Annotated in this window: 22 protein-coding genes and 1 pseudogene; 19 read left to right on the top strand and 4 right to left on the bottom strand. The window is 71.8% G+C overall.

Features of this window, described 5'->3' with window-relative positions:
• Positions 1 to 24 precede the first annotated feature (24 nt).
• Positions 25 to 480, top strand: a complete 456-nt coding sequence (locus NE234_RS09090) for a PaaI family thioesterase (protein WP_252778442.1) — start codon at positions 25 to 27, stop codon at positions 478 to 480.
• A gap of 125 nt (positions 481 to 605) precedes the next feature.
• Positions 606 to 977, top strand: coding sequence for a hypothetical protein (locus NE234_RS09085; RefSeq protein ID WP_252778441.1), 372 nt, complete (start codon positions 606 to 608; stop codon positions 975 to 977).
• Between the two features lie 35 nt (positions 978 to 1,012).
• Here the strand turns inward: NE234_RS09085 and NE234_RS09080 are convergent, their stop codons facing one another.
• Positions 1,013 to 1,228, bottom strand: coding sequence for a hypothetical protein (locus NE234_RS09080; RefSeq protein WP_252778440.1), 216 nt, complete (start codon positions 1,226 to 1,228; stop codon positions 1,013 to 1,015).
• Between the two features lie 192 nt (positions 1,229 to 1,420).
• On the opposite strand from NE234_RS09080, the gene NE234_RS09075 reads away from it, so the two are divergent.
• The 7 genes from NE234_RS09075 (at position 1,421) to NE234_RS09045 (ending at position 12,392) form a co-directional block, all read left to right on the top strand.
• Positions 1,421 to 3,475: a hypothetical protein gene (locus NE234_RS09075; RefSeq protein ID WP_252778439.1), complete on the top strand. Its 2,055-nt coding sequence runs from the start codon at positions 1,421 to 1,423 to the stop codon at positions 3,473 to 3,475.
• Positions 3,476 to 3,520: 45 nt separating this feature from the next.
• Entirely contained in the window at positions 3,521 to 4,447 is a 927-nt protein-coding gene (locus tag NE234_RS09070; RefSeq protein ID WP_252778438.1) for an LLM class F420-dependent oxidoreductase, read from the top strand.
• A 70-nt stretch (positions 4,448 to 4,517) separates the two neighbouring features.
• Complete coding sequence (locus NE234_RS09065) at positions 4,518 to 6,134, top strand: serine/threonine protein kinase (RefSeq protein ID WP_252778437.1); 1,617 nt, start codon at positions 4,518 to 4,520, stop codon at positions 6,132 to 6,134.
• 105 nt (positions 6,135 to 6,239) lie between these two features.
• Positions 6,240 to 6,962, top strand: a complete 723-nt coding sequence (locus NE234_RS09060) for a hypothetical protein (RefSeq protein ID WP_252778436.1) — start codon at positions 6,240 to 6,242, stop codon at positions 6,960 to 6,962.
• A gap of 46 nt (positions 6,963 to 7,008) precedes the next feature.
• Positions 7,009 to 8,448 carry a 3' terminal RNA ribose 2'-O-methyltransferase Hen1 gene (locus NE234_RS09055; RefSeq protein WP_252778435.1) on the top strand — a complete coding sequence of 480 codons (1,440 nt, stop codon included), beginning with the start codon at positions 7,009 to 7,011 and terminating at the stop codon, positions 8,446 to 8,448.
• The gene (locus tag NE234_RS09050; RefSeq protein WP_252778434.1) at positions 8,445 to 11,039 is read left to right on the top strand and encodes a polynucleotide kinase-phosphatase; all 2,595 of its coding nucleotides are present in this window, start codon (positions 8,445 to 8,447) and stop codon (positions 11,037 to 11,039) included. The genes NE234_RS09055 and NE234_RS09050 overlap by 4 nt, the downstream gene beginning before the upstream one ends.
• A gap of 195 nt (positions 11,040 to 11,234) precedes the next feature.
• Entirely contained in the window at positions 11,235 to 12,392 is a 1,158-nt protein-coding gene (locus NE234_RS09045; RefSeq protein WP_252778433.1) for a GDSL-type esterase/lipase family protein, read from the top strand.
• A 63-nt stretch (positions 12,393 to 12,455) separates the two neighbouring features.
• Here the strand turns inward: NE234_RS09045 and gndA are convergent, their stop codons facing one another.
• Positions 12,456 to 13,880, bottom strand: a complete 1,425-nt coding sequence (gene gndA, locus NE234_RS09040) for an NADP-dependent phosphogluconate dehydrogenase (RefSeq protein ID WP_256528491.1) — start codon at positions 13,878 to 13,880, stop codon at positions 12,456 to 12,458.
• 312 nt (positions 13,881 to 14,192) lie between these two features.
• Between gndA and NE234_RS09035 the strand changes: the two genes are divergently transcribed.
• The 7 genes and pseudogenes from NE234_RS09035 to NE234_RS45850 all read left to right on the top strand — a co-directional run bounded on the left by NE234_RS09035 (position 14,193) and on the right by NE234_RS45850 (position 20,474).
• Positions 14,193 to 15,287, top strand: a complete 1,095-nt coding sequence (locus tag NE234_RS09035; protein WP_252778432.1) for a sugar ABC transporter substrate-binding protein — start codon at positions 14,193 to 14,195, stop codon at positions 15,285 to 15,287.
• A gap of 60 nt (positions 15,288 to 15,347) precedes the next feature.
• The gene (locus tag NE234_RS09030; RefSeq protein ID WP_252778431.1) at positions 15,348 to 16,133 is read left to right on the top strand and encodes an ATP-binding cassette domain-containing protein; all 786 of its coding nucleotides are present in this window, start codon (positions 15,348 to 15,350) and stop codon (positions 16,131 to 16,133) included.
• 7 nt (positions 16,134 to 16,140) lie between these two features.
• Entirely contained in the window at positions 16,141 to 17,454 is a 1,314-nt protein-coding gene (locus NE234_RS09025) for a sugar ABC transporter permease (RefSeq protein ID WP_252778430.1), read from the top strand.
• A gap of 56 nt (positions 17,455 to 17,510) precedes the next feature.
• Positions 17,511 to 18,677: an ROK family transcriptional regulator gene (locus NE234_RS09020; RefSeq protein WP_252778429.1), complete on the top strand. Its 1,167-nt coding sequence runs from the start codon at positions 17,511 to 17,513 to the stop codon at positions 18,675 to 18,677.
• Between the two features lie 166 nt (positions 18,678 to 18,843).
• A complete protein-coding gene (locus NE234_RS09015) occupies positions 18,844 to 20,043 on the top strand; it encodes an RNA-guided endonuclease InsQ/TnpB family protein (protein ID WP_252778428.1) in 1,200 nt (399 codons plus the stop codon).
• A gap of 12 nt (positions 20,044 to 20,055) precedes the next feature.
• Positions 20,056 to 20,244, top strand: a pseudogene (locus NE234_RS45855) (hypothetical protein); the annotation flags it as partial.
• Positions 20,199 to 20,474, top strand: a complete 276-nt coding sequence (locus tag NE234_RS45850) for a hypothetical protein (protein WP_406566978.1) — start codon at positions 20,199 to 20,201, stop codon at positions 20,472 to 20,474. The pseudogene NE234_RS45855 and the gene NE234_RS45850, both read left to right, overlap by 46 nt.
• A gap of 139 nt (positions 20,475 to 20,613) precedes the next feature.
• Here NE234_RS45850 and NE234_RS09010 read toward each other — a convergent pair whose 3' ends face one another.
• Both NE234_RS09010 and NE234_RS09005 read right to left on the bottom strand, forming a co-directional pair.
• On the bottom strand, positions 20,614 to 21,141 hold the full coding sequence (locus NE234_RS09010) for a DUF1707 SHOCT-like domain-containing protein (protein ID WP_252778427.1): 528 nt from the start codon (positions 21,139 to 21,141) through the stop codon (positions 20,614 to 20,616).
• 36 nt (positions 21,142 to 21,177) lie between these two features.
• Positions 21,178 to 21,780, bottom strand: a complete 603-nt coding sequence (locus NE234_RS09005) for a PadR family transcriptional regulator (RefSeq protein ID WP_252778426.1) — start codon at positions 21,778 to 21,780, stop codon at positions 21,178 to 21,180.
• A gap of 236 nt (positions 21,781 to 22,016) precedes the next feature.
• Between NE234_RS09005 and NE234_RS09000 the strand changes: the two genes are divergently transcribed.
• The 3 genes from NE234_RS09000 (at position 22,017) to mug (ending at position 26,501) form a co-directional block, all read left to right on the top strand.
• Positions 22,017 to 24,827, top strand: a complete 2,811-nt coding sequence (locus NE234_RS09000; protein WP_252778425.1) for an aconitate hydratase — start codon at positions 22,017 to 22,019, stop codon at positions 24,825 to 24,827.
• 193 nt (positions 24,828 to 25,020) lie between these two features.
• Positions 25,021 to 25,968, top strand: a complete 948-nt coding sequence (locus NE234_RS08995) for an alpha/beta fold hydrolase (protein ID WP_252778424.1) — start codon at positions 25,021 to 25,023, stop codon at positions 25,966 to 25,968.
• Entirely contained in the window at positions 25,965 to 26,501 is a 537-nt protein-coding gene (gene mug, locus NE234_RS08990) for a G/U mismatch-specific DNA glycosylase (protein ID WP_252778423.1), read from the top strand. The genes NE234_RS08995 and mug overlap by 4 nt, the downstream gene beginning before the upstream one ends.
• Positions 26,502 to 26,509: the final 8 nt, after the last annotated feature.

Below are 26,509 nucleotides of genomic sequence, written 5' to 3'. Positions count from 1 at the left end.
CCCCCGGTCGGGGATGATGGCGCCATGACGCTGAGCGCCGCCGACGGCAACGCGATCCTGAAGGAGAACTTCGCGCCCTGGGTGCAGGACCTGGGCCTGGTCGTCGAGGAGGTCGGCGACCGGGTCGCGGTGCTGCGCCTGCCCTGGTCGCCGAGGCTGGCCCGGGAGGGCGGGTCGCTGTCCGGCCAGGCGCTGATGGCCGCCGCGGACACCGCCACGGTGATCGCCGTGTCGGCGGCGCGCGGGGCGTACGTGCCGATGACGACCGTGCAGCAGTCCAGCACCTTCCAGCGCCCGGTCGTGGACGCCGACGTGGTCGTCACGGCGCGGATCACCAAGATCGGCCGCACGCTGGCCTTCGCGGACGTCGAGCTGGCCGCAGGCGGCGCCGTCGCGGCCCACGCCACCACCGTCTACGCCCTGCTCGGCCAACCGGCTTCTCCCAATAAGGGAGGTTCGCGCGGTTCCAGTGGTGGGTGACCTCGGAAAACCGGCGGTGCCGCGGCTCCCGGTGGAGGAAGCTGGCAGGTGAGGGTCCGGTCGGGTCGATCCGGTGCCCGGACCGAGCGGCCGGTGGACGGGGTGCCGTGAAGGGGGGACCGCGCATGGGCGACGAGACCATCGGCGACGGTGCGTTCCAGGGGATCGTGATGCCGTGCCAGATGTGCATCGGCAGCGGCGAGCTGGTCACCATCCAGAAGGACCCCGCTCTGCTGCGGCTGGGGGACTGCCCGCAGTGCGAGGGGACGGGGCACATCCGCATCCGCTGCACGCGCGACGAGGTGGACGAGGTCATCCGCGGCCTGCCGCCCAGCCGGCTGCTGGTCGCCGTACGGCAGGCCCTCTCCGGCGTCGGCCTGTGCGCGGTGTGCTTCGGCTGCGGAGTGCTGGCGTCGATCGAGTGGAACGAGGAGCAGCTCCCCGTGCGCTACCTCGAAGCCTCCTGCCCGGCCTGCGAGGACCGCATGGGCCTGTGAGGACGGGCCGGCGGCTCCCCTGGGCCGGGCCTCGGTCAGCGCGTGGCGGGAGGAGGCTGGGCCGCCGCCGGCGGCTCCAGGTCCGGGCGGTGGGTGTGCGGGGCGAGGTAGCCGGCGACGGCGGACAGCAACGTGGTCGCGGCCGCCGCGACCTCGGCCGGCACGTCGATGTGGGAGAGGCGCAGGATCCAGACGACGATGGTCACGACGGCACCGGCGATCGCGGCCGCGGTGACCTTCTTCTCGGGCACGGTCGGCTCCTAAGTCGGGGTGATCGAAAACTATCGCCGTGTGTCCGGGCGCGTCGTGATCTCTGCATGATCGCCTAGGTTTTTACCATCACGTATTGTGACGACACGCCGACACGCTGCTAGGTGGCCATCCGGGGGTCCGTTACAACGGGGCGTTGTCGAAAGCATCCGAGCACGTCACGGGGGACACCGATGATCGACTTCTCTGGCCGCGCCACGCGTGCCGGAACCCGGGGCATCGCGGCGGCGGCGGCCGTCTCGTGCTTCACGATCATGCCGCAGCTCACGTCGCATGAACCCGCGCACGCCGACGGGCCCGGCGGCCCATCGGCGCGCGCACACGACCACGGGGCCGCGGGACGGGAGCGCGACGCACGCCCCGGGGGGCGGGAGTACGAGCTCGCGGACGGCGATCGCGGTCCCGCCTCGCGGCACGGGGCATCGTCGGACCGGAATCGCGACGCCGCCGGCCGGGACCACCGGTCGGCGGGGGGAGCGCGCGACGAGAAGGGGCCCGTCCCGCCGCGCCCGAGGATCATCCTCGACGCCCGGGCGCCGCAGAGCGCCGTCGTGCCCGGCAGGACGTACACCTGGCCGTACTCGGTGACGAACACCGGCTCGGCGCCGGTGCGGAACGTCACGCTCACGACGACGCCGAACCACGACCTGAAGATCATCACCCTGCCGCCGAAGTGCGGGTGGCACGGCCGGGATCTCATCTGCCGGATCGGCGTCCTCCCCGCCCGGCAGACCAGGCACGGCGCCCTCACCGCGACGGTGGACCCGAGGACGCCGAACGGGCGGACGCTGTCCAGCCCGGCCAGGATCTCCTGGGACGGCAGACCGGGCTCCACGACGCGGGAGATGGCCTTCCCCCCGGTCACGGCGTCGCAGCCCACCGACCTGGCGGTCACCGGTGACGACCTGCCGGAGACCGTACGGCCGGGGGGAGAGGTCCCCTACGAGATCACCGTGACCAACGAGGGCCCCGTGACCGCCGAGGCGGTGGTCGTCCGCAGCTCGGTGGCGAACGACCCGGACGCGTGGCCGAGCGGACCGAAGTCGCAACCCCTGACGGGGGTCGCGGGCACGCGGTCCGGTACGGGAGATCCGGGCACGCGGCCCTGCGCCGCCACGGCGGATCCCGTGCGGCCGCTCGCCGGGAAGGTCGCCCCGCTCAAGCCCACCGACCCGCTCTGCGGGTCCGCCCAGGACAGGCCGGCCGCGGACGGCCAGGCGGCCGGCGTCCCGCCGTGCGCGGCGGCTCAGGCGCATCCGGCCGACGCTCCCCGCTGCGGAGCGGAGGGACGGCAGCCGGCGTGCGGCGCGTGCGCGGCGCAGCAGCCGGGCGCGCAGGGCGCGACGGCGGATCGGCCGCAGGTGCTGCGGCCCGACGCGGAGCCGCGACCGGCCGGGCAGACCTGCGGAGCGTGCGCGGTGCGGCGACCGGCGGCGGAAGGCGCGACGGCGGATCGGCCGGAGCCGCGTACGCCCGCGGCGGACGTTCCGGCCGCGAGGCCGGCGTGCGGTGCGTGCGTTGGGCGGCCGGCGGAGCAGCAGGGCGTCCCGGCGTGCGGCGCCTGCGCGGGACCGCAGGCGGGACAGCAGCCGGACCGGCAGAACGCCCCGGCGTGCGGCGCCTGCGCCGGGCGGCAGGACGTCCCGGCGTGCGGCTCCGCGCCGAACGGCCCGGCTGCGGACCTCACCGACCGCCCCGTCGCTCCGCCGTGCGGTGCGCCGTCCCCGGCCCGCGTCGCGGGTGCGCCCGGTAAGGAGGCCCCGGCCGAGAGCGGCATCCATCGCAGCGGTCCGGCCGAGGCGCCGATCGGGCCCGGCATCGCGCCGGAGCGGCCCGGTGCGGGCGCGGACATCCCGATCGTGATCGGTAAGGGCCGCCACTGCCTGACGCAGGGACCGGGATTCGTCTGCCCCCTCGGCGCGATCCCGCCGGGCCGGACCCGCAAGCTCCGGCTGACCGTGCGGGCCCGGCCGCACGCCCGCCCCGGCAGGCTCCGCTGCCTCAGCACGGTCGCGTCCGGAACGCCGGACGACAACCCGGCGAACAACAGCGTCGCCTGCCACACCCGCAACGCCCGGCCGATGCCGGCGCGGCCGAACCCGAGCGTCCGCCGCCTGCCGCACACCGGCTTCCCGTACGGGACGGTCGCGCTGGCCGCGCTCGGTTTCGCCTCCGTCGGCCTCCTCCTGGTGTGGATCGGCCGGACGCGGCGCGGCGAAGAGGTCTAGACCAAATAGTGCATTGGACGGCTGCGGAGTAGCAGGATGGGTGCCATGCTTCTGCGGATCTTCACTGAGCCCCAGCAGGGGGCGAGCTACGACACTCTGCTCCGTGTCGCCCAGGCCACCGAGGAGTACGGCTTCGACGCGTTCTTCCGCTCTGACCATTACCTGAGGATGGGTGACGTCAGCGGTCTGCCGGGCCCGTCCGACGCCTGGATCACCCTGGCCGGACTGGCCCGGGAGACCCGGCGGATCCGTCTCGGCACGCTGGTGACCGCCGCGACCTTCCGGTCGCCCGGTCCGCTCGCCATCTCCGTGGCGAACGTCGACCAGATGAGCGGAGGACGCGTCGAGCTCGGGCTGGGCACGGGGTGGTTCGAGGAGGAGCACACCGCGTACGGCATCCCGTTCCCGAGCCTGGGCGAGCGTTTCGACCGGCTGGAGGAGCAGCTCCAGATCGTGACGGGGCTGTGGGAGACGCCGACCGGCAAGTCGTTCTCCTTCCGCGGCGAGTACTACCGGCTGGAAGACTCGCCCGCGCTGCCGAAGCCGGCGCAGCCCCGCCCACCGGTGATCATCGGAGGCGTCGGTGCGAAGCGGACGCCCCGGCTGGCCGCGCGGTACGCCGACGAGTACAACGTCCCGTTCAACGGCCTGCGCGATACCAAGGCCGCGTACGAGCGCGTGCGGGCCGCCTGTGAGCAGGGCGGCCGGTCCTGCCAGTCGATGACCTTCTCCGCCGCACAGGTGGTGTGCTGCGGGCGGGACGACGCGGAGATCGCGCGCCGGGCGGAGGCGATCGGCCGGAAGGTCGACGAGCTGCGTCAGAACGGCCTGGCCGGGACCCCGGCCGAGGTCGTGGAGAAGATCGGGCGGTTCCGCGAGATCGGCGCCCAGCGGATGTACCTCCAGGTGCTCGACCTCGACGACCTGGACCATCTCGAGCTCATCGCGAGCGAGGTCCTTCCCCAGATGTGATCGGCTGACGTCCTGATCGCCCGGCATCGGAGTATGCCGGGCGATCGCCTTTTTGAGGCAGAATCCCGGCATGCCCTCTCTGCAGCCGTTGACCGCCCAGGACCCCACGGAGGTCGGCGGGTACCGCCTGCTCGGCCGCCTCGGGGAGGGCGGCCAGGGAGTCGTCTGCCTCGGTGAGTCGCCGTCGGGCGAGCGGGTGGCCGTCAAGCTCCTGCGGTCCGCCGGCGACGCGCGCGAGCGGCGTTACTTCGCCAAGGAACTGGCCGCCGCGCGGAAGGTCGACCCGTTCTGCACGGCGCGGATCCTCGCGGCCGACGTCGAGGGCGAGGTGCCCTTCATCGTCAGCGAGTTCATCGACGGACCGTCGCTGCGTCAGGTGGTCGGGGACGGTGATCCGCTGCGCGGGTCGGCGCTCCAGCGGCTGGCGATCGGCACGGCGACCGCCCTCGTCGCCATCCACCAGGCGGGGGTCGTCCACCGAGATTTCAAACCGGCCAACGTCCTGATGGGGCCCGACGGGCCCCGGGTGATCGACTTCGGGGTGGCGTACGTCGTCGACGCGACCATCAGCGGGCACATCACCGGCACCCCGGCGTTCATGGCGCCGGAGCAACTGCGCAACGAGCCGCCGGGACAGGCGGCGGACATGTTCGCCTGGGGCGGGACGATCGTGTACGCGGCCACGGGCCGTGCCCCGTTCGGCCAGGACCACCTCGGGGCGGTGGTGAGCCGCATCCAGCACGCGCCGCCGGATCTCGGCGACCTCGAGGGGCCGCTGCGGGAGATCGCGGCGATCTGCCTGGACAAGGACCCGGCGCGGCGGCCGTCGGCGCGGCAGGCCCTGGCCTGGCTTCTCGGCGAGCAGCCGCTGCCGTCCTCCGGGCCGGCCCCGGCGCCGACGGTCGCCGGACCGACCCTCCGATGGGCCCCCGGATCCCCGCCCGGCGCGGCGCCGCCCGTCACCATGCCCCAGGCGGGTCCGTACGGGACGGGGACGGGGCCCTACGGACCCGCAGGCGGTCCGGCCGCGCCCCAACCACGGTCCGGCGGGAGGACGGCGCTGCTCGCGGGCGCCGGAGCCCTGGTGGTCGTGGCGGCGCTGGTGGCCGTCGCCGTCACGCTCGTCCCCTGGAACACCGGCACCGGCCGCGCACGGAGACCGACGCCCACGCCCACGCCCACCGCGAAGAACGTCACGTGGTTCGGCCACCTGGGACTGGCGCTCCGACCCGGCTGGGCCGTCAGCGCCACCGAAGACTCGGGAACTCACGTACTGACCCAGCCCCAGTCGTGCCGCAGCCCCCGGGCGAACTTCCTGGACAGCGACTGCGCCGGTTTCTGGATCATGGGTCCGGACCAGATCAGCACCGGCGCGTACGCTCAGGGAAGCTATCACCCCGGCCACATGTACTACCCCAACGGCGGGGTCGTGGCATGCGCCGGCCTGCCTCACACCATGCTCGTCACGCCCGACAAGGCCGTGGCGACCGAGCCACGCCCCGTCGGCTCGCGCAGCGCGACCTACAGCGAGTACACCTACACCTGCCGCGAGGATTCGGGCGCCCACCGGGACGTCTCCTTCCCCTCACAGCGCGAGTGGTATCTGCCGGAGCAGCAGGTCCTGATCATCGACAGGGACTCGATGCCGGAGCTGTCGGGGATCCTGCAGAACGCGGTCTGGCGATGACGAGGCCCGCCGCTCATCTGGCGCCGGCCGAAAGGGCGGGCCATCGGCCCCGCCTGATCGGTCAAGGTCCGTAAACCCTTCGGTGGGACCGCGCGTCGGTCAATCGTGAAAACGATCAACATTCGGCGGGCGGGCGCGGTCCTCGTGGGGCTGTCGGTGCTCGGCGGCGCCGTGGCCTGCGGCACCGCGAAAAGCCCGCGTCCGCGCACGACACCCACGCCGCCGGCGGCGGACATCACGAAGAAGTCGGGTGCGGAGATCTTCAGCGCGGCGCGGCAGGCGCTGGCCCACGCGAGCTCGGTCCACATCAAGGGCAAGGTGACGACCGACGACGGCGTGGTCACCATGAACATGCGGATCGGGCAGGGCTACAGCACCGGAAGCATCACCATGCCGATCAAGAAACACCAGATCCCCATGCAGATCCGGTCCAAGGACGGCAGGCTCTACATCCGCAGCCCCCAGCTGCTGCGCGCCACGGGGGGCGAGTTCGCGGCACGCGTGGTGGGCGACCGGTGGTTCTTCACGTCGGACAAGAAGCAACTCGAGGAGTTCGGGCCGTTCATCGACCTCACGAAGTTCGGCGCCTTTCCCGGGGCGGACGGCGAGGTCACCAAGGGCGGTACCAAGGTGGTCAACGGGCGCCCGGCGATCCTCCTCAAAGAGGACGACGAGAGCATGTTCGTGGCGACGGCCGGAAAGCCGTTTCCACTCCGGGTCGCCCCTAACACCGGTAACGATCACCTGGACTTCCTGGAGTACGAGGTGCCCTTCACGGTGACGGTGCCTGCGCACGTGCTCAACCTCGATCACGCGGTCTCGGCTTAGAAAAACCAGTGGGGGAGGAAGGCGGGCGTCCGGGACACTCTGCCGTGTGCTGCTGACGATCACGACGACCGTGCGCCCGGCCACCGACCTCGGGTACCTGCTGGTCAAGCACCCGGAGCGGGTGCAGACGTTCGCGCAGTCCTTCGGGACCGCGCACGTCTTCTACCCCGACGCGTCACCCGACCGGTGCACCGCGGCGCTGCTCCTCGACGTCGACCCGATCAAGCTGGCGAAGGCGCGCAAGACGCCGGACCTGTCCCTCGGGCAGTACGTCAACGACCGGCCGTACGCCGCGTCGTCCCTGCTGGCGTCGGCGATGGCGAACGTCTTCCGCACCGCGATGCGCGGCGCGAGCCGGGACCGCGCGGAACTGGCGGCCACGCCGATCCCGCTGGCGATCACGCTGCCCGCGCTGCCGTGCCGGGGCGGTCCGGAGGCGGCCCGCCGGCTGTTCGAGCCGCTGGGCTGGCGGGTGACGGCGCTGCCGGTCCCGCTCGACCCGGAGTTCCCGCAGTGGGGCGAGTCCCGGTACGTCACCCTCACGATCGAGGGCGAGCTGAGGCTGTCCGACGCGCTGAACCAGGTGTACGTCCTGCTGCCCGTCCTCGACGATTCGAAGCACTACTGGATCGCCCCCGACGAGGTCGACAAGCTCATCCGGGCGGGTGAGGGCTGGCTGGCGGCCCACCCGGAGCGCGGGCGGATCACCCGCCGGTACCTCGCGAACCGGCGCGGCCTGGTCCGTACGGCGCTGGCCCGGCTCGCCGACGCCGACGACCGCCCGGACGACGCGCTCGACCGCGACCCGATCGACGAGGAACCGGCCGCGTCCGATCCGACCGCGGCCGAGCCGGGTGACCCGGAGGCCGGCACCGAGGCGGCGACGCCGCCGGTGCCGCTGGCCGAGCGCCGGATCCAGGCGGTGCTCGACGTGCTGCGGGCCGAGGAGGCGCAGCGGGTCATCGACCTCGGCTGCGGCTCCGGGAGGCTGCTGTCCCGGCTGCTGCAGGACCCGTACTTCCGCTTCGTCGCGGGCACCGACGTCTCGCCCCGCGCCATCATGATCGCCCAGCGGCGGCTCAGGGTCGGCCGCCTCCCGCAGGCTCAGGAGGAGCGCCTGGACCTCTTCACCGCGGCGCTCACGTACGCGGACGACCGGTTCCACGGGTACGACGCGGCGGTGCTGATGGAGGTCATCGAGCACGTGGACGTGCCACGGCTGCCCGCCGTCGAGCGCGTCGTCTTCGGCGACGCCCGGCCCCGCGTCGTGGTCGTCACCACGCCGAACGCCGAGCACAACGTCCGCTACGAGGGCCTCACCGGGTTCCGGCACCCGGACCACCGGTTCGAGTGGACCCGCGCCGAGTTCCGTGAGTGGGCCGCGCGGGTCGCCGGGGCGTACGGCTACCAGGTCCGGTACGTCCCGGTCGGCGACGACGACACGGAGGTCGGCCCGCCGACCCAGATGGGGGTGTTCACCCGATGACGGAGCTGGAGAGTCCGGAGATCGAGGTTCCGGAGCTCAGGATCCCGGAGATGGCGCTGGTCGTGCTGGTCGGGGTGTCGGGCTCCGGCAAGTCGCACTTCGCCCGCCGGCACTTCGCGCCGACGCAGGTGGTCTCCTCCGACCACTGCCGAGGCGTCGTGTCGGACGACGAGAACGACCAGTCGGCCACCGCCGACGCCTTCGACCTGCTGCACTACATCGTGCGCAAGCGCCTGCGGCGAGGCCTGCTCACCGTCGTGGACGCCACCAACGTGCAGCCGCGTTCGCGCGAGCAACTGGTGCGGATCGCCAAGGAGCACGACGTGCTCGCCGTCGCGGTCGTGCTCGACGTGCCCGAGTCCGTCGCGATGGAGCGCAACGCCGCCCGGGCCGACCGCGACCTGCCCGACCACGTCGTGCCCCGGCAGCGCCGCGAGCTGCGGCGCGGGCTGCGCGGCCTGCACCGGGAGTTCAAGCGCGCGTACGTGCTGCGCGGCGAGGAGATCGACCGGGCCGTCGTCACGTACGAGAAGCCCTGGTCGGACCGGCGGCACCTCACCGGCCCGTTCGACCTGATCGGTGACGTGCACGGCTGCCGGGCCGAGCTGGAGGACCTGCTCGCCGAGCTCGGCTACGTGGTCGAGCGCGATCCGCTCGGCCGTCCGGTGGGGGCCGCGCACCCCGAGAGCCGGACCGCCGTCTTCCTGGGCGACCTGGTCGACCGGGGGCCGGACACCCCCGGCGTGCTCCGTCTCGCCATGGGCATGGTCGCCGCCGGAACCGCGCTGTGCGTCCCCGGCAACCACGAGAACAAGCTCGTCCGCGCGCTCAAGGGGCGCAGGGTCACGGTCGGCCACGGGCTCGCCGAGTCGCTCGAACAGCTCGGGAACGAGCCCGAGGAGTTCCGCGAGGCGGCCCTGGCCTTCATGGACGGCCTCGTCAGCCACCTGGTCCTCGACGGAGGGCGCCTCGTCGTCGCGCACGCCGGGCTCAAGGAGGCCTACCACGGGCGGGCGTCGGGCCGCGTACGGTCGTTCGCGCTGTACGGCGAGACGACCGGGGAGACCGACGAGTACGGGCTGCCCGTGCGGTACCCGTGGGCGAACGACTACCGGGGCGAGGCGATGGTCGTGTACGGCCACACCCCGGTGCCCGAGCCGGAGTGGATCAACAACACGCTGTGCGTCGACACCGGCTGCGTCTTCGGCGGCCGGCTGACCGCGCTGCGCTACCCCGAGAAGAGGCTCGTCTCGGTCCCGGCGCACGAGGTCTGGTACGAGCCGGTCCGCCCGCTGGCCCCGGAGGCCGGGGCCGCGCCCGGCTCGCACCGGGAGTCCGGCGTGCTGCGCGTCACGGACGTACGGGAGGCGGTCGAGACCCGGCTCATGGGCCGCGTCAACGTCCGCGATGAGAACGTCTGGCCGGCCCTGGAGGTCATGAGCCGGTTCGGCGTCGACCCCCGCTGGCTCGTGTACCTGCCGCCGACGATGGCCCCCGCGCCGACGTCCGCGCTGGAGGGGTACCTGGAGCACCCGGCGGAGGCGTTCGAGGCGTACCGGCGGCAGGGCGTCGCGCGGGTCGTGTGCGAGGAGAAGCACATGGGCTCGCGCGCCGTCGTGGTCGTCGCCCGCGACGAGCGGACCGCCGCCGACCGTTTCGGGGCCGACGACGGCACGACCGGGGCGGTGTACACGCGGACCGGCCGGGCGTTCTTCCCGGACCCGGCGATGACCGAGGAGTTCCTGGCGCGGGTACGGGCGGCCGCCGGCGGCCTGTTCGCCGAGCTCGGGACCGGGTGGCTCGTGCTGGACTGCGAGCTGATGCCCTGGTCGGCCAAGGCCGTCGAGCTGCTGCGCACCCAGTACGCCGCGACCGGCGCGGCGGCCCGCGCCGCCCTGCCGGTGGCCGCCGACGTCCTCGACCGCGCCGCCGCGCGGGGGCTCGACGTGGCGGCGCTGCGGGACCGCGTCGCGCGCCGATCGGCCAACGCGGAGCTGTTCCGGGACGCCTACGCGCACTACTGCTGGCCGACGGAGGGGCTGAAGGGGCTGCGCCTGGCCCCGTTCCAGGTGCTGGCTGGAGAGGGCCGTTCGTACGCCGAGCGGGACCACCTGTGGCACCTGGAGGTCGCCGACCGGCTGGCCGCCGCCGACGGGGAGCTGTTCGCGCCGACGCGGTCGCACGTCGTCGACCTGAACGGCGACGAGGCCGCGGCGGTCGCGTGGTGGACGGAGCTGACCGCGGCCGGCGGCGAGGGCATGGTCGTCAAGCCGCTGCCGCCGGCCGGGGGCGGTGCGGGCCCGGCGGCCGCCGGGCCGGACGGGGAGCGCCGCCTCGTACAGCCCGGTCTGAAGTGCCGGGGCCGGGAGTACCTGCGGATCATCTACGGACCGGACTACACCGAGCCGGAGCACCTCGACCGGCTGCGGCAGCGGTCGCTGGGCCGCAAGCGGTCCCTGGCCATGCGGGAGTACGCCCTCGGCCTGGAGGCCCTCGACCGGCTCGCGGCCGGAGAGCCGCTCTGGCGGGTGCACCAGGCGGTGTTCGGCGTGCTCGCGCTCGAGTCCGAGCCGGTCGACCCCCGCCTCTGACCAGGGGAACGCGCGGAAGGTCGCGGGCGCGACCTTCCGCGCCGCGTCCCCGTGGCCTTCGGCACGGCGCCTCCAAGTCCTCCCGCACGGCGTCCCTGTGACCTTCGACGCGACGTCTCCGCGACCTTCCGCGCGGCGTCCCCCGGGCCGTACGTTCGGTGGTGGCCGCTCCTCCCGGAACGAAAGGTCGATCGAATGCCACCTGCCGACGTCCCCCTGCTCGATGGCCCCGTCGAGATCCGCGGTGCGCTGGACCTGGAGCGCACCGCGGCCGGGCTCCGGCCCCGGCGGCTGCCGAGCTGGACGAGGCCGCAGATCCCGAGCCCGTTCTGCGAGCTGGTGGTGGCCATGCCGTCCGGCGTCCGGATGGTGTTCGCCACCGAGGCGACGGGGCTGGAACTCGACGTGCTGACCACCAAGACGCTGGCCTTCACGGGCGAGCCGAACCCCGGCGGCGTCTTCGCGCTGGTCGTGGACGGCGTGCCGGCCGAGCGGGTCCCCACGCCCGACGGCAACGTGCTGGCACTGGACCCGTCCGGGGTCAAGCCCCCGGACGTCACGCCGGGCGAGCCCGCCACCGTGCGCTTCGGGCCGCTGCCCCCCGGGCGCAAGCAGGTCGAGATCTGGCTCCCGCAGAGCGCCCAGGTCGAGCTGATCGCGCTGCGCGCGGACGGGCCGGTGCATCCGCCGGAGCCCGATCCCCGGCCGCGCTGGGTCCACCACGGCAGCTCGATCAGCCACTGCATGGAGGCGGACGATCCCCTCGGCACCTGGCCGGTCGTCGCCGCGCGCGCCGCCGACGTGAACGTCCTCAACCTCGGGCTGGCCGGCAACGCCATGCTCGATCCGTTCACCGCCCGGACGATCCGCGACCTGCCCGCCGACGTGATCAGCCTCAAGCTCGGCATCAACGTGGTCAACGGCGACACGATGCGGCTGCGGGTCTTCGAGCCCGCCGTCCACGGCTTCCTCGACACCGTGCGCGAGGGCCATCCGGACACGCCGCTGCTGGTCGTCTCGCCGATTCTGTGCCCGATGGTGGAGGACCTGCCCGGGCCGACCTTCCCCGAGATCGAGGACGGGACCGTGCGCTTCCGCACGGCGGGCGACGCGGCGCGGCTCGCCGAGGGCGCCCTGAGCCTCTCGGTGATCCGGGAGGTCCTGCACCGGATCGTGGGCGAGCGCTCGGCCGCGGACCCGAACCTGCACTACCTGGACGGGCGTGAGCTGTTCGGCGAGTCGGACGTCGCCGACCTGCCCGACGCGCTGCACCCGAACGCGGCCGGGTACCGCCGGATGGGGGAGCGCTTCGCAGCGTACGCCTTCGGCGCCGGCGGCCCGTTCGCCCGCTGACACGCGACCGGCCGCCGGCGTCCGTACGGACACCGGCGGCCGGGTGGACCACTGCGGCCGGGCTCAGTCCGCGGAGACCTCGCGGCCGTCCTCGGACCAGAGCGTGTGGAAGACGCCCTCGCGGTCGGTGCGGCGGTAGGTGTGCGCGCCGAAGAAGTCCCGCAGGCCCTGGAGGAGCGAGGCGGGGCCGCGCTCGCGGCGGAAGCCGTCGTAGTAGGCCAGCGCCGAGGAGAACGCGGGCGTGGGCACGCCCAGCTCCACCGCCGTGCGCACGACCTTCCGCCAGGCGTCCTGGGCGCCCGCGACGGCGTCGCGGAAGTAGTCGTCCAGGAGGAGGTTGGACAGCTCCGGGTCGCGGTCGTAGGCGTCCTTGATCCGGTCGAGGAACCGGGCGCGGATGATGCAGCCGCCGCGCCAGATCGTCGCCAGCGTGCCCGGCTGGACGTCCCAGTCGTACTCCTTCGACGCGGCGCGGATCTGCTCGAAGCCCTGCGCGTAGGCCACGACCTTCGAGGCGTAGAGCGCGTCGCGCACCGCGTCGACGAAGTCGTCTCCCGCCTGCCCGGCGGACGGACCCGGCAGGATCTTCGACGCCTTGGTCCGCTCGTCCTTGCGGGCGGACAGGGCGCGGGCGAACACCGCCTCGGTGATCGCGGTCACCGGGACGCCGAGCTCCAGCGCCGACTGGGCGGTCCAGCGGCCGGTGCCCTTCTGCTCGGCCTCGTCCAGGATCACGTCGACGAGCGGCCCGCCGGTGGTCTCGTCGGTGTGCGCGAGCACCTTGGCGGTGATCTCGATGAGGAACGACTCCAGGTCGCCTTCGTTCCACTGTTCGAAGACGCGCGCGATCTCCGGGGCGCTCAGCCCGGCGGCGTGCGTGAGCAGGTCGTACGCCTCCGCGATGAGCTGCATGTCGGCGTACTCGATGCCGTTGTGGGCCATCTTCACGTAGTGGCCCGCGCCGTCCGGGCCGATGTAGGCACAGCAGGGCGTGCCGTCCACCTGCGCGGCGATGGCGGTGAGGATCGGCTCGACGGGGGTGTAGGCCTCCCGCGGGCCGCCCGGCATGATGCTCGGCCCGTTCAGGGCCCCCTCCTCGCCGCCGGAGATCCCGGCGCCGACGAAGTGGAGGTCGTGCTCGGCGAGCTCGGCGACGCGGCGCCGGGTGTCCTCGTAGTGCGAGTTCCCGCCGTCGATGATGATGTCGCCGGCGTCGAGCAGCGGGATGAGGTCCTTGATCACGGCGTCGACGGGCGCGCCCGCCTTGACCATGATGATGATCCGGCGCGGCCGGTCCAGGGCGGCGACGAACTCCTCCAGGGAGTAGGCGGGCGTGAAGTCGCCCTCGTCGCCGTGGTGCTCGATGAGCTGCTTGGTGCGGCTCTCGGTTCGATTGTGCACGGCCACCGGGAACCCGTGGCGCGCGATGTTGCGCGCGAGGTTCTGGCCCATGACGGCGAGCCCGGTGACACCGATCTGGCTACCCATGATGCCGACACTAACCGCCCCGCCCCGGCGGCCACGCGCCCGGCTCGCATTCCGCGGCGTACCTGGGAAAACAGTTTCCCGCCCATCGGGCGAGCGATCCGGAGGGCGGCGTCACGGGATGCCCGAAAACGGCTTCGCCGAATCGGTTGCCCTGAGTGACTCGCCGCCTGCTGAGTGTTATGTGACGAGAAGATTTCGATGTCGTAACCGTCGGATTTCTCCGGCTTCCTACCCCTATACGAACTCAGGCCAGCGGAATACGTTGTGCGCCCAAACAAACCGTTCCTGGGGACCCCCGAAGAAGGTGTCGACGTGATCTTCAAGCGCACGGCCTGTATCGCCGCTTTCGCGGCCATGGCGACCGCCGGCCTCGCCGGCTGCGGCGGCAGCGACAACAAGAGCGACTCCAAGGGTGGCGGCTCGGCCAAGGCGAAGGCCAAGGTCGGCGTCATCCTCCCGGACACGAAGTCCTCCGTCCGCTGGGAGAACTTCGACCTCCCGGTGCTCAAGAAGGAGTTCGCGGCCGCCGGCATCCCCGCCGACATCCAGAACGCCGAAGGCGACAAGCAGCGGATGCAGACGATCGCCGACCAGATGATCACCAGCGGCGTGACCATGCTGGCGATCGTCAACCTCGACTCCAACTCCGGCGCGGCGATCGAGCAGAAGGCCAAGGCTCAGGGCGTCCAGACGATCGACTACGACCGGCTGACCCTCGGTGGGTCCGCCGACTACTACGTGTCGTTCGACGGCGTCCAGGTCGGCCGGGTCCAGGGCCAGGGCCTGCAGAAGTGCCTCGGTGACAAGAAGTCGAACATCGTCTACCTGGACGGCTCGCCCACGGACAACAACGCCACCCTGTTCAAGCAGGGCGCGCACGAGGTCCTGGACAAGGTGTCCAACTACACCAAGGTCGCCGAGCAGGCCGTGCCCGACTGGGACAACCAGCAGGCCGCCACGATCTTCGAGCAGATCTACACGCAGCAGAAGGGCAAGGTCGACGGCGTCCTCGCCGCCAACGACGGCCTCGGCAACGCCGCGATCTCGATCCTCAAGAAGAACCACGCCGGCAACGTCCCGGTGACCGGTCAGGACGCGACCGTCCAGGGCCTGCAGAACATCCTCGACGGCACCCAGTGCATGACGGTCTACAAGCCGAACAAGCTGGAGGCCGACAGCCTCGTCCAGGTCGTCACGGCGCTGGCCAAGGGCCAGAAGCCCCAGACCAACGCGACCTCCAACGACCCGCAGGGCCACCGCCAGGTGGCGTCGATCCTGCTGAACCCGGTCCTGATCACCAAGGACAACGTGAAGCAGGTCGTCACCGACGGCGGCAGCGGCATCACCGCCGCCGACCTCTGCAAGGGCGCCTACGCCGCCAAGTGCAAGGCCGCCGGAATTCAGTAAGGGACGAGGGGCGCCCGGGTCACCGGGCGCCCCATCGCGCCTTTTAGGGAGTACGCAGCGTTGTCTGACAACGGAACCCCGACCCTCGAGCTGGCGGGGATCAACAAGAGCTTCGGAGCCATCCATGTGCTCCACGACATCGACCTCGCGGTCTACCCCGGACAGGTGACCGCCCTCGTCGGCGACAACGGCGCCGGCAAGTCCACGCTGATCAAGTGCATCGCCGGCATCCACCCGATCGACTCGGGCCAGGTGCGGTTCAACGGCAAGCCGGTGAGCATCAGCGGCCCCCGCGACGCCGCCGACCTCGGGATCGAGATCGTCTACCAGGACCTCGCCCTGGCCGACAACCTCGACATCGCCCAGAACATGTTCCTCGGCCGGGAGCGCAAGAAGGGCATCGTCCTGGACGAGGCCGGCATGGAGCAGGCCGCCCGCGAGACGCTGGCCAGGCTCTCGGTGCGCACCGTCAAGTCGGTCCGCCAGCAGGTGGCGAGCCTGTCCGGCGGCCAGCGGCAGACCGTCGCGATCGCCAAGGCCGTGCTGTGGGAGTCCAAGGTCGTGATCCTGGACGAGCCGACCGCGGCCCTCGGCGTCGCGCAGACCCGGCAGGTCCTCGACCTCGTGCGCCGTCTCGCGGAGACCGGCCACGGCGTCGTGCTGATCTCGCACAACATGAACGACGTCTTCGAGGTGGCGGACCGGATCACGTGCCTGTACCTCGGCCGCGTCGCCGCCGACGTCAAACGGTCCGAGGTCACCCACAGCCAGGTCGTCGAGCTGATCACCACCGGCCGCTCGGGTGACCTGGGCCTCGCCCCCTCGACCGCGGCAGAAAGCATCTGAGGTTTACATGTCCACCGAAACCCCCGAGCCGAACGTGGTCGAGCCGGCGCCCGAGAAGCGGGCGGCGACGGCCACCCTGGCGGACTCGGACTTCTCGGCCGACACCCGTCAGCAGACGGTGTCTTCGGCGCTCAGCGGTTACGTCGTCAAACTGCGGTCCGGAGACCTCGGCGCGCTGCCGGCGGTGTTCGGGCTCGTCGTCCTGATCATCCTGTTCTACGGGCTGCGCCCGGAGACGTTCCTCAGCAAGGGCAACATCGCGAACCTGCTCGTGCAGGCGCTGCCCGTCACGATCCTCGCGATGGGCCTGGTGTTCGTCCTGCTCCTCGGCGAGATCGACCTGTCGGCGGGCGTCGCGAGCGGCGCGTGCGCCGCGGTGATGGGCAAGCTCCTGGTCGACGGAGGCCAGCCCTGGTACGTCGCGGTGCTCGCCGCGGCCGTGACCGGTCTGGTCATCGGCGCCGCCATCGGCGCGCTGGTCGCCATCGTGCGCATTCCATCGTTCGTCGTGACCCTGGCGCTGTTCCTCGGCCTGCAGGGCATCGCGCTGAAACTGATCGGCGAGGGCGGGACCGTTCCCGTCCACGACAAGGTCGTCTACGCGCTGGCCAACAAGTACATGCCGGTCTGGCTGGGCTGGACGATGGCGATCGTCTGCCTCCTCCTGTTCGCCGCCGTCAGGCTGCTGCGCTGGCAGCGGCAGAACTCCAAGGGCCTGTCCAACCAGCCCCTGGCGCTCGTCGTCGTCCAGGTCGTCCTGGTCGCGATCGCGCTCCTGGGCGGCGCGTACATCCTCAACCTGAACCGTGCGCGTACCCCGCTGGCGCCGTTCTTCGGCGGCATTCCCTGGGGCGTGCCCCTGGTCGCGGTCCTGCTCATCATCTGCACGTTCGTCCTGAGCCGGACCGCCTACGGCCGTCACGTGTACGCGGTCGGCGGCAACGCCGAGGCGGCCCGACGGGCCGGCATCAACGTCAACCGCATCCGGATGTCCGTGTTCATGATCGGTTCGCTGCTCGCCGCGATCAGCGGCATCGTGGCGGCCTCCCGACTGAACTCGGTCACCCCGGACGCCGGTGCCGGCAACACGCTGCTGTACGCGGTCGGCGCCGCCGTCATCGGCGGCACCAGCCTGTTCGGCGGCAAGGGCAAGGCGCGTGACGCGATCCTCGGTGGTCTGGTCATCGCGATCATCGACAACGGTCTCGGCCTGCTGGGTGCGAAGGCGTACGCGAACTACCTGATCACGGGTGGGTTCCTGTTGCTCGCCGCGAGCATCGACGCTCTGGCCCGGCGCCGGCGCTCCGCGACCGGCCGCTGAGCTCCGTGGGCGGCCCGGTGACACGGCGGCGCATCCGCGGATCGACCCAGGACGACGTGCGTCGTCACAACCTGGGCGCGATCCTGACGGAGGTGCACCGGCACGGATGCCGGTCCCGGGCCCAGCTGACCGCGGAGATGGGGCTCAACCGGAGCACCATCGGCGACCTGGTCAGCGAACTGGTCGAGGCGGGTCTCGTCCTCGAGCGCTCCGCGAGCGCTCGGGGGCGGGCCGGCCGGCCCTCACTGGAGGTCGTGCCCCGCCCCGAGGCCTCCTACGTCCTCGCCGTCGACCTCGGCGTCCGGCACATGGTGGTGGCGAGGGTCGGACTCGGCGGGCGCGTGCTCGACCGGGTCGAGGCCGACCCCGGGCGGGACTGGAGCGACCTCGACACGACGGTCGACGCGATCGTCGAGACCTCTGGCCTCCTCCGCGAGGTGGCGCCGGACGGCGCCCGCTGCGTCGGCGTCGGCCTGTCCGTCCCCGGCGTCGTCCGCCTGAACGACGGACTCCTGCGCTTCGCCCCGAACCTCGGCTGGATCGACCAGCCCCTCGGCGCCCGGCTGGGGGAGCGGCTCGACCTGCCGGCCTTCCTCGCCAACGACGCCGACCTCGGCGCGCTCGCCGAGCACTGGCGCGGCGCCGCCGTCGGTTACGAGCACGTCGTCGTGATCTCCGGGGAGATCGGCCTGGGCGGCGGCATCCTCGTCGGCGGGCGACCGCTGCGCGGCCGCGGCGGATACGCGGGCGAGATCGGGCACCTGCGCGTCAATCCGAACGGGCGGCTCTGCCGGTGCGGCTCGGTCGGCTGCCTGGAGACCGAGACCGGCGTGGAGTCCCTGCTGATCGCCGCCGGCCGGCCGGCCAGCGGCGGCCTGGAGGTCTACCGCGCGGTGCTGGCCGAGGTCGCCGCCGGAGAGCCCAAGGCCGTGGCGGCCGCCGCGCGGGTGGCCCGCTGGCTCGGGATCGGCGTCGGCATGCTCGTCAACACCTTCAACCCCGACATCGTCGTGCTCGGCGGGCCGCTCGGGGAGCTGTTCGCCCTGACCGAGGACGTCGTACGGGAGAGCGTCGCCCGGTCGACCCTCGTGGCACCGCGCGAGCAGGTACGGATGGCGGCCTCCGTGCTGGGCTCGGACGCCCAGCTGATCGGCGCCGCCGAGCTGGCCTTCGCGCCGCTCCTGGAGGACCCGATCGGGGTCCTCACCAGCCTCGCCGCCTGACTCCTGCTCGGCATCGGCTCGTCGTGCAGGCTCTCGACGTACCACGAGTACGTCGACGGCCGTATGACGGTATTCATTCGCTTTTGGTCTGGAGATCCCGGCCTTCCGGCCGGGAAAGCGGCCGTTTCCTCCTTCGCTTGTCGGTAGTTGCGGTCAAGGTGCGGGAATGCGGTTCCGGCTTGTGCCTACGCCCGTTCAGGAGCGGGCGTTGCTGGACCACTGTTCGCATGCCCGGTTTGTGTGGAATCTGGCAATCGAGCAGCATCAGCATTGGCGGCCGGGCCGCAAGAACGCGCCGGGTTATGCGGAGCAGTCTCGCCAGCTGACCGAGGCGAGGCGAGAGTTCGCGTGGTTGGCGGCGGGGTCGCAGACGGTGCAGCAGCAGGCGTTGCGGGACTTCGCCCACGCCATGAGTAACTTCTTCGCCGGGACGCATCGGCGGCCGACGTGGCGTAAGGCGGGTGTACATGAGGGGTTTCGCATCGTCGGGCAGCGCGGCAAGCACTGGGATGTGCGCCGTCTGTCCCGCAAGGCCGGTGAGGTGTCGATTCCGAAGGTGGGCTGGGTGCGGTTCCGCTGGTCCCGTCCAATCCCTGAGGAGGCTAGATCGTTTCGGGTGAGGCAGGATCGGGCGGGGCGCTGGCACGTTGCATTCGCGGTGATCCCGCCACCCGTCGACAAGCCAGGGGCGGGACTAGTCGTCGGTATCGATCGTGGCGTGACCGTCTCGGCCGCCTTGTCCACCGGTGAGCGGCTGTCCGTGCCTGGTCTGCGCGTGAGCGAGTCCGACCGCATGCGGCGGCTGCAGCGCAAGTTGGCGCGCGCGAAGCCTGGGTCAAATCGGCGGGCACAGGTCAAGATGGCGATCGGCCGGTTGAAGGCGCGTGAGACCGATCGGCGTAAGGACTGGGTGGAGCAGACTTCCACTGATCTGGCCCGCCGGTTCGATCTCATCGGGGTGGAGGACCTGAGAATTAAGAACATGGTGCGGTCCGCGCGTGGCACCATCGATGTCCCAGGCACGAACGTGCGGGCCAAAACGGGACTCAACCGCTCCATTCACGCGGCCGGCTGGGGCTTGCTGGCCACCCGCTTGGAGCAGAAGGCGCCGGGCCGGGTGGAGAAGATCGACCCCGCGTACACGTCTCAGATCTGTCATGCCTGTTGGCACTGCGCTGCGGGAAACCGTGAGAGCCAAGCGGTTTTTCGTTGTCGCGCCTGCGGGCATGTCGATCACGCGGATGTGAACGCGGCAAAGAACATCAGAGACATCGCGGCAGGACATGCCGTGACAGCGCGGGGAGCCCTCCAGCCACTGGGCGGGGCCGTGAGCCGCGAACCTCAACCTGTTCTCACCTCTGGGTGAGAACAGGTTGGAATCCTCCGCCTCCGGGCGGGAGAGGATGTCAACAACTGGCCGGCGGCGTTCAACCGCGGCAAGTGCCTGCGCCAGGTCATCACCAGGCAGCCCAGCAAGTGGACGAAGGTCCCGGCGCCGCTCACCCTGGTCGGTGACGCTTCCTGGACCGACTACGAGACGAGCACGGACGTCCTGCTCGAGCAGTCCGGCTCCGCCGAACTGCTTGGCCGGATCACCGGCCAGCACGACCCGCCCTCGGCACCGGCACCTGGCACCGCCTGGCGCTGCGGTTCCAGGGCACGGCGGTCGGCGCGCTGATCGACGGCAAGGAGGTCGCCGCCGTCACCGACGCGACCTACGGCCACGGCCAGTCGGGCGTGGCGCTGGACTCGTACATCAACGCGCAGTTCGACCGGTTCGCCGTCACCGCCCAGTGACGGCGCGGGTGGCGGGGCCTCCTCACGGAGGACCCCGTCACCCCGTCTCCGGCGGGGTCCCTTTGTCGAAACCCTGCCACCCGTCTCCGGCGGGGCCTCTCACCGGGGTCCCGCCATCCGGCGCCCGCTCGCGGGGCGGTCACCTGCTCAGGCGGTGCCGGCGGCGCCCGTGCCGGATCCAGGTGAACGCCATCGCGCACCAGATGAAGGCGAACATCGGGACGAGGAACCAGCCGCGGGTCAGGGCCACGACCGCGAGGAACGCGACGAGGAACACGCCGGCGCGCGGCGCGAACCGCGGGTGCCCCCGGTACGCCATCCGCCCCGCCGCATGCCCGGCCCACGGCGGCCCGCCCCGGTAGTGCTCGGCCCCGAGCGGCCCCTGCCACCGCGGCCCGCCCCAAGGGGGACCGTCCCAGTGCGGGCGGTCCCAGTGCCGGCGGGACCGGGCCGACCGGCCCGCCGCGGCCACGGGCGCGACCGGGTCCGGGCTCCCGGGCAGGTCCCGGGTGACCTGCCGCAGGTCGCCGACGGTCTTGGCGGCGAGCGCCGCCGACAGCCGCTCGTCCAGCTCCTCCCGGTCCAACCGGCCCTGCGCGAAGTGCTCGTGCAGGGCCGACGCCACGGCGTCCCGCTCCGCGTCCCCGATCCGCAGCTCGCCGTTCATCGGCTCACCTACTTTCGTCCTCGCTCCGGCGCCGGGTCACTCGTCCTCGGCGAGCAGGTGGTAGAGGCGGCGGCGGGTCTCCGCCAGGATCTCCTTGGCCTGGGCGACCTGGGCCTCCGAGCCGGTCCGGACGATCTGCATCACGGCCCCGCCGGCGCCGGCCGCCGTCTTGAACAGGTCCCGTACGTCGTCGCGGACGTCCGAGGTCATCGCCTCCCAGGGTGCGCTGACCTCCTCCGGATGCTCTTCGACGTACGCGCGGCCGGCCTCGCTGAGGCGGAACGTCTTCCGGCCCTCGCCCTCATCGCCCTCGATCAGCCCCTCGTCGGTCAGCTGCTGCAGGGCCGGGTAGACGGCGCCGGGGCTCGGCCGCCACTCGCCGTGGCTCCGCTCCTCGATCGTCTGGATGAGCTGGTAGCCGTTGCGCGGCCCCTCGGCGAGCAGGGCCAGGATCGCCGCGCGTACGTCGCCGCGCCGGGCCTTCGCCCTGCCTTCGGCCCAGGGCGGCGGGCCGCCCCACGGGCCGAAGGGGGGACCCCACGGACCGCCGCGCCTGCCCGCGCCACGTCCGCCCCGGCCGCCACGGCGACCGGCGGCGGCCCAGGCCTGCCACGGAGAGTCGAATGTCGCGTTGTGCATGTTCGGTACTCCCTTCCGAGAACCATCTTTGAGCGTTCGCGATACTCGAACGATATATCGGAAACGCTCGGTGTCAAGCAGAAGGGTCGATACCTTGATGTCGAGATATTCGTGATACCTTGATGTCGAGAGAAATCTCGGCGAAGTTAGGCGAGCCTCAGTGCGCGCGGAAGCGGGTGGCTGGGGCAGGATCCTGACGTATCCACCCATGAATCCCCGCGTACGCCGAACGAGCGATGATCGCGCTCGGTGAGCGCGTGCAGGCTCGGGGAGCGCGTAGAGGAGGAGAAGACTTGAACAGCTTCGGCAGCCGCCAGACGCTGCGCGTCGGCGAGGCGTCCTATGAGATCTTTCGGCTGGATGCCGTCGAGGGTTCGGCGCGCCTCCCGTACAGCCTGAAGGTCCTGCTGGAGAACCTGCTCCGCACCGAGGACGGCGCGAACGTCACCGGTGAGCACATCCGCGCGCTGGCGGCCTGGGACCCGAACGCCCAGCCGAACCAGGAGATCCAGTTCACGCCGGCCCGTGTGATCATGCAGGACTTCACCGGCGTTCCGTGTGTCGTGGACCTGGCGACGATGCGGGAGGCCGTCCGGGACCTCGGCGGCGACCCTGCGAAGATCAACCCGTTGAACCCCGCCGAGATGGTGATCGACCACTCGGTGCAGGTCGACGTCTTCGGCCGTGAGGACGCCTTCGAGCGGAACGTCGAGTTCGAGTACGGCCGCAACAAGGAGCGCTACCAGTTCCTCAAGTGGGGCCAGAACGCCTTCGACAACTTCAAGGTCGTCCCCCCGGGCACCGGCATCGTGCACCAGGTGAACATCGAGCACCTGGCCCGCGTCGTCTTCGACAGCAACGGCACGGCCTACCCCGACACGTGCGTCGGCACCGACTCCCACACCACGATGCAGAACGGCCTCGGCGTCCTCGGCTGGGGCGTCGGCGGCATCGAGGCCGAGGCGGCCATGCTCGGCCAGCCGATCTCGATGCTCATCCCGCGCGTCGTCGGGTTCAAGCTGACCGGCGAGCTCCCGGCCGGCACCACCGCCACCGACCTCGTGCTCACGATCACCGAGATGCTGCGCAAGCACGGCGTGGTCGGCAAGTTCGTCGAGTTCTACGGCGAGGGCGTCGCGGCGGTGCCGCTGGCCAACCGCGCCACCATCGGCAACATGAGCCCGGAGTTCGGCTCCACCTGCGCGATCTTCCCGATCGACGAGGAGACCGTCTCGTACATGCGGCTCACCGGCCGCCCGGCCGAGCAGGTCGACCTCGTCGAGGCGTACGCCAAGGAGCAGGGCCTCTGGCACGACCCGTCCCGCGAGGCGGAGTACTCCGAGTACCTCGAGCTGGACCTGTCCACCGTGGTCCCCTCGATCGCCGGTCCGAAGCGCCCGCAGGACCGCATCGCGCTGTCGGACGCCAAGTCCGCCTGGCGCACCGCCGTCCGCGACTACGTCCCGGACGGCGTCGAGGGCCCCACCGACGAGTCGTCCGCCGAGTCCTTCCCGGCCTCGGACTCCCCGGCGATCTCCCACGGCTCCAACGGCGACCGCCCCCACGAGAGCGCCGCCGACGCGACGGCCGGCCGGCCGAGCAACCCGGTCACCGTCAGCCTGGACGGCGCCGAGTTCGAGCTCGACCACGGCGCGGTCGTGATCGCCGCGATCACCTCCTGCACCAACACCTCGAACCCGTCGGTCATGATCGGCGCCGCGCTGCTCGCCAAGAAGGCCGTCGAGAAGGGCCTGTCCCGCAAGCCGTGGGTCAAGACCTCCCTCGCCCCGGGTTCCAAGGTCGTCATGGACTACTACGACCGCGCGGGCCTCACCCCGTACCTCGAGAAGCTCGGCTTCAACCTGGTCGGCTACGGCTGCACGACCTGCATCGGCAACTCCGGCCCGCTGCCGGAGGAGATCAGTGCGGCCGTGAACGAGAACGACCTGGCCGTCACCTCGGTGCTGTCCGGCAACCGCAACTTCGAGGGCCGGATCAACCCCGACGTCAAGATGAACTACCTGGCCTCCCCGCCGCTCGTCGTCGCGTACGCCCTGGCCGGATCCATGGACGTCGACATCGCGAAGGACCCGATCGGCACGGGCTCCGACGGGCAGCCGGTGTACCTGAAGGACATCTGGCCGTCGCCGCAGGAGGTCCAGGAGGTCGTCGACTCGGCGATCGCCCAGGAGATGTTCAGCCGCGACTACGCCGACGTGTTCGCCGGTGAGCAGCGCTGGCAGGCCCTGCCGGTGCCGACCGGCAACACCTTCGAGTGGGACGCCGACTCGACGTACGTCCGCAAGCCGCCGTACTTCGACGGCATGGCGGAGAAGCCCGAGCCGGTCGGGGACATCCGCGGCGCCAAGGTCCTCGCCCTGCTCGGCGACTCGGTCACCACCGACCACATCTCGCCGGCCGGCGCGATCAAGCCCGACAGCCCGGCCGGGAAGTACCTGACCGAGCACGGCGTCGAGCGGCGCGACTTCAACTCGTACGGTTCCCGGCGCGGCAACCACGAGGTGATGATCCGCGGCACGTTCGCCAACATCCGGCTGCGCAACCTCCTCGCGCCCGGCACCGAGGGCGGCGTCACCGTCAAGGACGGCGAGCAGCTGTCCATCTACGACGCCGCGCAGGCGTACGCCGCGGAGAACACGCCGCTGATCGTGCTGGGCGGCAAGGAGTACGGCTCCGGCTCCTCCCGCGACTGGGCGGCCAAGGGCACCGCGCTCCTGGGCGTCCGCGCCGTGCTGGCCGAGTCGTTCGAGCGGATCCACCGCTCGAACCTCATCGGCATGGGCGTCCTGCCGCTGCAGTTCAAGGACGGCGAGTCGGTCGAGTCACTCGGCCTGACCGGCCACGAGACCTTCGACATCGTCGGGATCGAGGCGCTCAACGGCGGGGAGACCCCGCGCGAGGTCACGGTCAAGGCCGGCGACAAGGAGTTCCAGGCGGTCGTCCGCATCGACACGCCGGGCGAGGCGGACTACTACCGCCACGGCGGCATCCTGCAGTACGTCCTCCGCTCCCTCCTGAAGAAGTAACCGACCGACCGAGCGGGCCGCCGCCGGGAGGGGTGGCGGCCCGCCTCATATCTCTAGAAGCCTCCGGACGATCACGCAGATCCGCTCCATGGTCGGACGAGACGGATTCGTGATTCCGCGGCCGCGGTCACCGGGACACGCGTGATCGCCGACGGTCGCTGCTCCTGGCGGCGGTGACGGTCAGTGATCAAAAATGATCGGTTTGCGACGTGCCCGCTGGGGCAGATCGCCCGCCATGTTCTTCGAGGGATTCGACCTTGAGCGGGTGGACGTCGGGGAGGCCGAGCTGCGGGTGCGGTACGGCGGGTCCGGGCCGGCGCTTCTGCTGCTGCACGGGCATCCGCGGACGCACGCGACCTGGCACAAGGTCGCGCCCCTGCTCGCCGACCGGTTCACCGTCGTCTGCCCCGACCTGCGGGGATATGGGCAGTCGTCGAAGCCTCCGACGACGCCGGACCACACGCCGTATTCCAAACGGGCGATGGCCCGGGACTGCGTGGCGTTGATGCGGGCGCTCGGGCACGAGCGATTCGCCGTCGCGGGCCACGATCGGGGCGGTTACGTGGCTCTGCGCACCGCGCTCGACCACGCCGGCTCCGTCATGGCACTGATCGCCATGGACATGGTGCCGATCGGGGAGGCGCTGGCGCGCTGTGACGCGCGGTTCGCGGCGAGCTGGTGGCACTGGTTCTTCTTCGCACAGACCGGAAAGCCGGCGGAGCGGGTCATCAACGCCGACCCGGACGCCTGGTACACCGCGACGGACGAGCACATGGAGCCCGAGGCGTGGGCGGACTACCAGAACGCCATCCACGATCCGGCGACCGTGCACGCGATGATGGAGGACTACCGCGCCGGACTCGGCGTGGACCGCGCGCACGACGATGCCGACCGAGCCGTCGGTCGCCGGGTCTCCTGCCCCACGCTGGTGCTGTGGGGGGTGAAGGACGACATGGAGGAGCTGTACGGCGACCCGCTCGCCGTGTGGCGGCCCTGGACGGCCGACCTGCGCGGTAACGGCCTGGACTGCGGCCACCACATGGCGGAGGAGGTGCCGGAGGATCTGGCCGGGCGGATCGGCTCGTTCCTCGCCGAGGTCCTGCCCGGACCGGGCCGACCGGCCGGTATGGTCCGAGGGTGACGAGCCGACCGACCGCCGCCGACCTGGAGGCCGCGCGGGACCGGACGATCCCGGACGTCGTGCCGCCGCCGGGCGGGGTGCTGTTCTGCGGGATCAACCCCGGCCTCTACTCGGCCGCGACCGGGTGGCACTTCGCGCGGCCGGGCAACCGGTTCTGGCCCGCGCTGCACCGGTCCGGATTCACCGATCGGCTGCTGCACCCGAGTGAGCAGGAGCTGCTGCCGTCGTACGGTGCGGGGATCACGAACCTGGCCGCCCGCGCCACCGCTCAGGCCGCCGAGCTGACCGCCGAGGAGCTGCGGGAGGGCGGCACGCTGCTGGAGAAGTTCGTGGCGGAACACCGGCCGCGGATCGTCGCGGTGCTCGGCGTGACCGCGTTCCGTACGGCGTTCGGGCGGCCGAAGGTGAGGATCGGCCCGCAGGAGGACCGGCTGGCCGGGGCGACGTTGTGGATCCTGCCGAACCCCTCCGGCCTCAACGCGCACTACACGCCGGCGGCGCTGGCCGAGGAGTTCCGCCGGTTGCGGGACTGACGGCGGTC

The organism is Actinoallomurus rhizosphaericola, from assembly GCF_024055675.1.
Lineage (GTDB): Bacteria > Actinomycetota > Actinomycetes > Streptosporangiales > Streptosporangiaceae > Actinoallomurus > Actinoallomurus soli.
Note: the sequence above shows the minus strand (reverse complement) of the source record. Positions and strands in the feature narration are given on the sequence as shown.

What these genes read in the sequence shown, in the direction of transcription:
- gndA (WP_256528491.1), bottom strand. Translation starts at nt 13,880, where the DNA reads ATGGGTAGCCAGATCGGTGTCACCGGGCTCGCCGTCATGGGCCAGAAC.
- NE234_RS09005 (WP_252778426.1), bottom strand. Translation starts at nt 21,780, where the DNA reads ATGCACAACGCGACATTCGACTCTCCGTGGCAGGCCTGGGCCGCCGCC.
- NE234_RS09085 (WP_252778441.1), top strand. Translation starts at nt 606, where the DNA reads ATGGGCGACGAGACCATCGGCGACGGTGCGTTCCAGGGGATCGTGATG.
- NE234_RS09000 (WP_252778425.1), top strand. Translation starts at nt 22,017, where the DNA reads ATGATCGCGCTCGGTGAGCGCGTGCAGGCTCGGGGAGCGCGTAGAGGA.
- NE234_RS09015 (WP_252778428.1), top strand. Translation starts at nt 18,844, where the DNA reads ATGCGGTTCCGGCTTGTGCCTACGCCCGTTCAGGAGCGGGCGTTGCTG.
- NE234_RS09065 (WP_252778437.1), top strand. Translation starts at nt 4,518, where the DNA reads ATGCCCTCTCTGCAGCCGTTGACCGCCCAGGACCCCACGGAGGTCGGC.
- NE234_RS09025 (WP_252778430.1), top strand. Translation starts at nt 16,141, where the DNA reads ATGTCCACCGAAACCCCCGAGCCGAACGTGGTCGAGCCGGCGCCCGAG.
- NE234_RS09075 (WP_252778439.1), top strand. Translation starts at nt 1,421, where the DNA reads ATGATCGACTTCTCTGGCCGCGCCACGCGTGCCGGAACCCGGGGCATC.
- NE234_RS09010 (WP_252778427.1), bottom strand. Translation starts at nt 21,141, where the DNA reads ATGAACGGCGAGCTGCGGATCGGGGACGCGGAGCGGGACGCCGTGGCG.
- NE234_RS09045 (WP_252778433.1), top strand. Translation starts at nt 11,235, where the DNA reads ATGCCACCTGCCGACGTCCCCCTGCTCGATGGCCCCGTCGAGATCCGC.
- NE234_RS09090 (WP_252778442.1), top strand. Translation starts at nt 25, where the DNA reads ATGACGCTGAGCGCCGCCGACGGCAACGCGATCCTGAAGGAGAACTTC.
- NE234_RS08995 (WP_252778424.1), top strand. Translation starts at nt 25,021, where the DNA reads ATGATCGGTTTGCGACGTGCCCGCTGGGGCAGATCGCCCGCCATGTTC.
- NE234_RS09070 (WP_252778438.1), top strand. Translation starts at nt 3,521, where the DNA reads ATGCTTCTGCGGATCTTCACTGAGCCCCAGCAGGGGGCGAGCTACGAC.
- NE234_RS09050 (WP_252778434.1), top strand. Translation starts at nt 8,445, where the DNA reads ATGACGGAGCTGGAGAGTCCGGAGATCGAGGTTCCGGAGCTCAGGATC.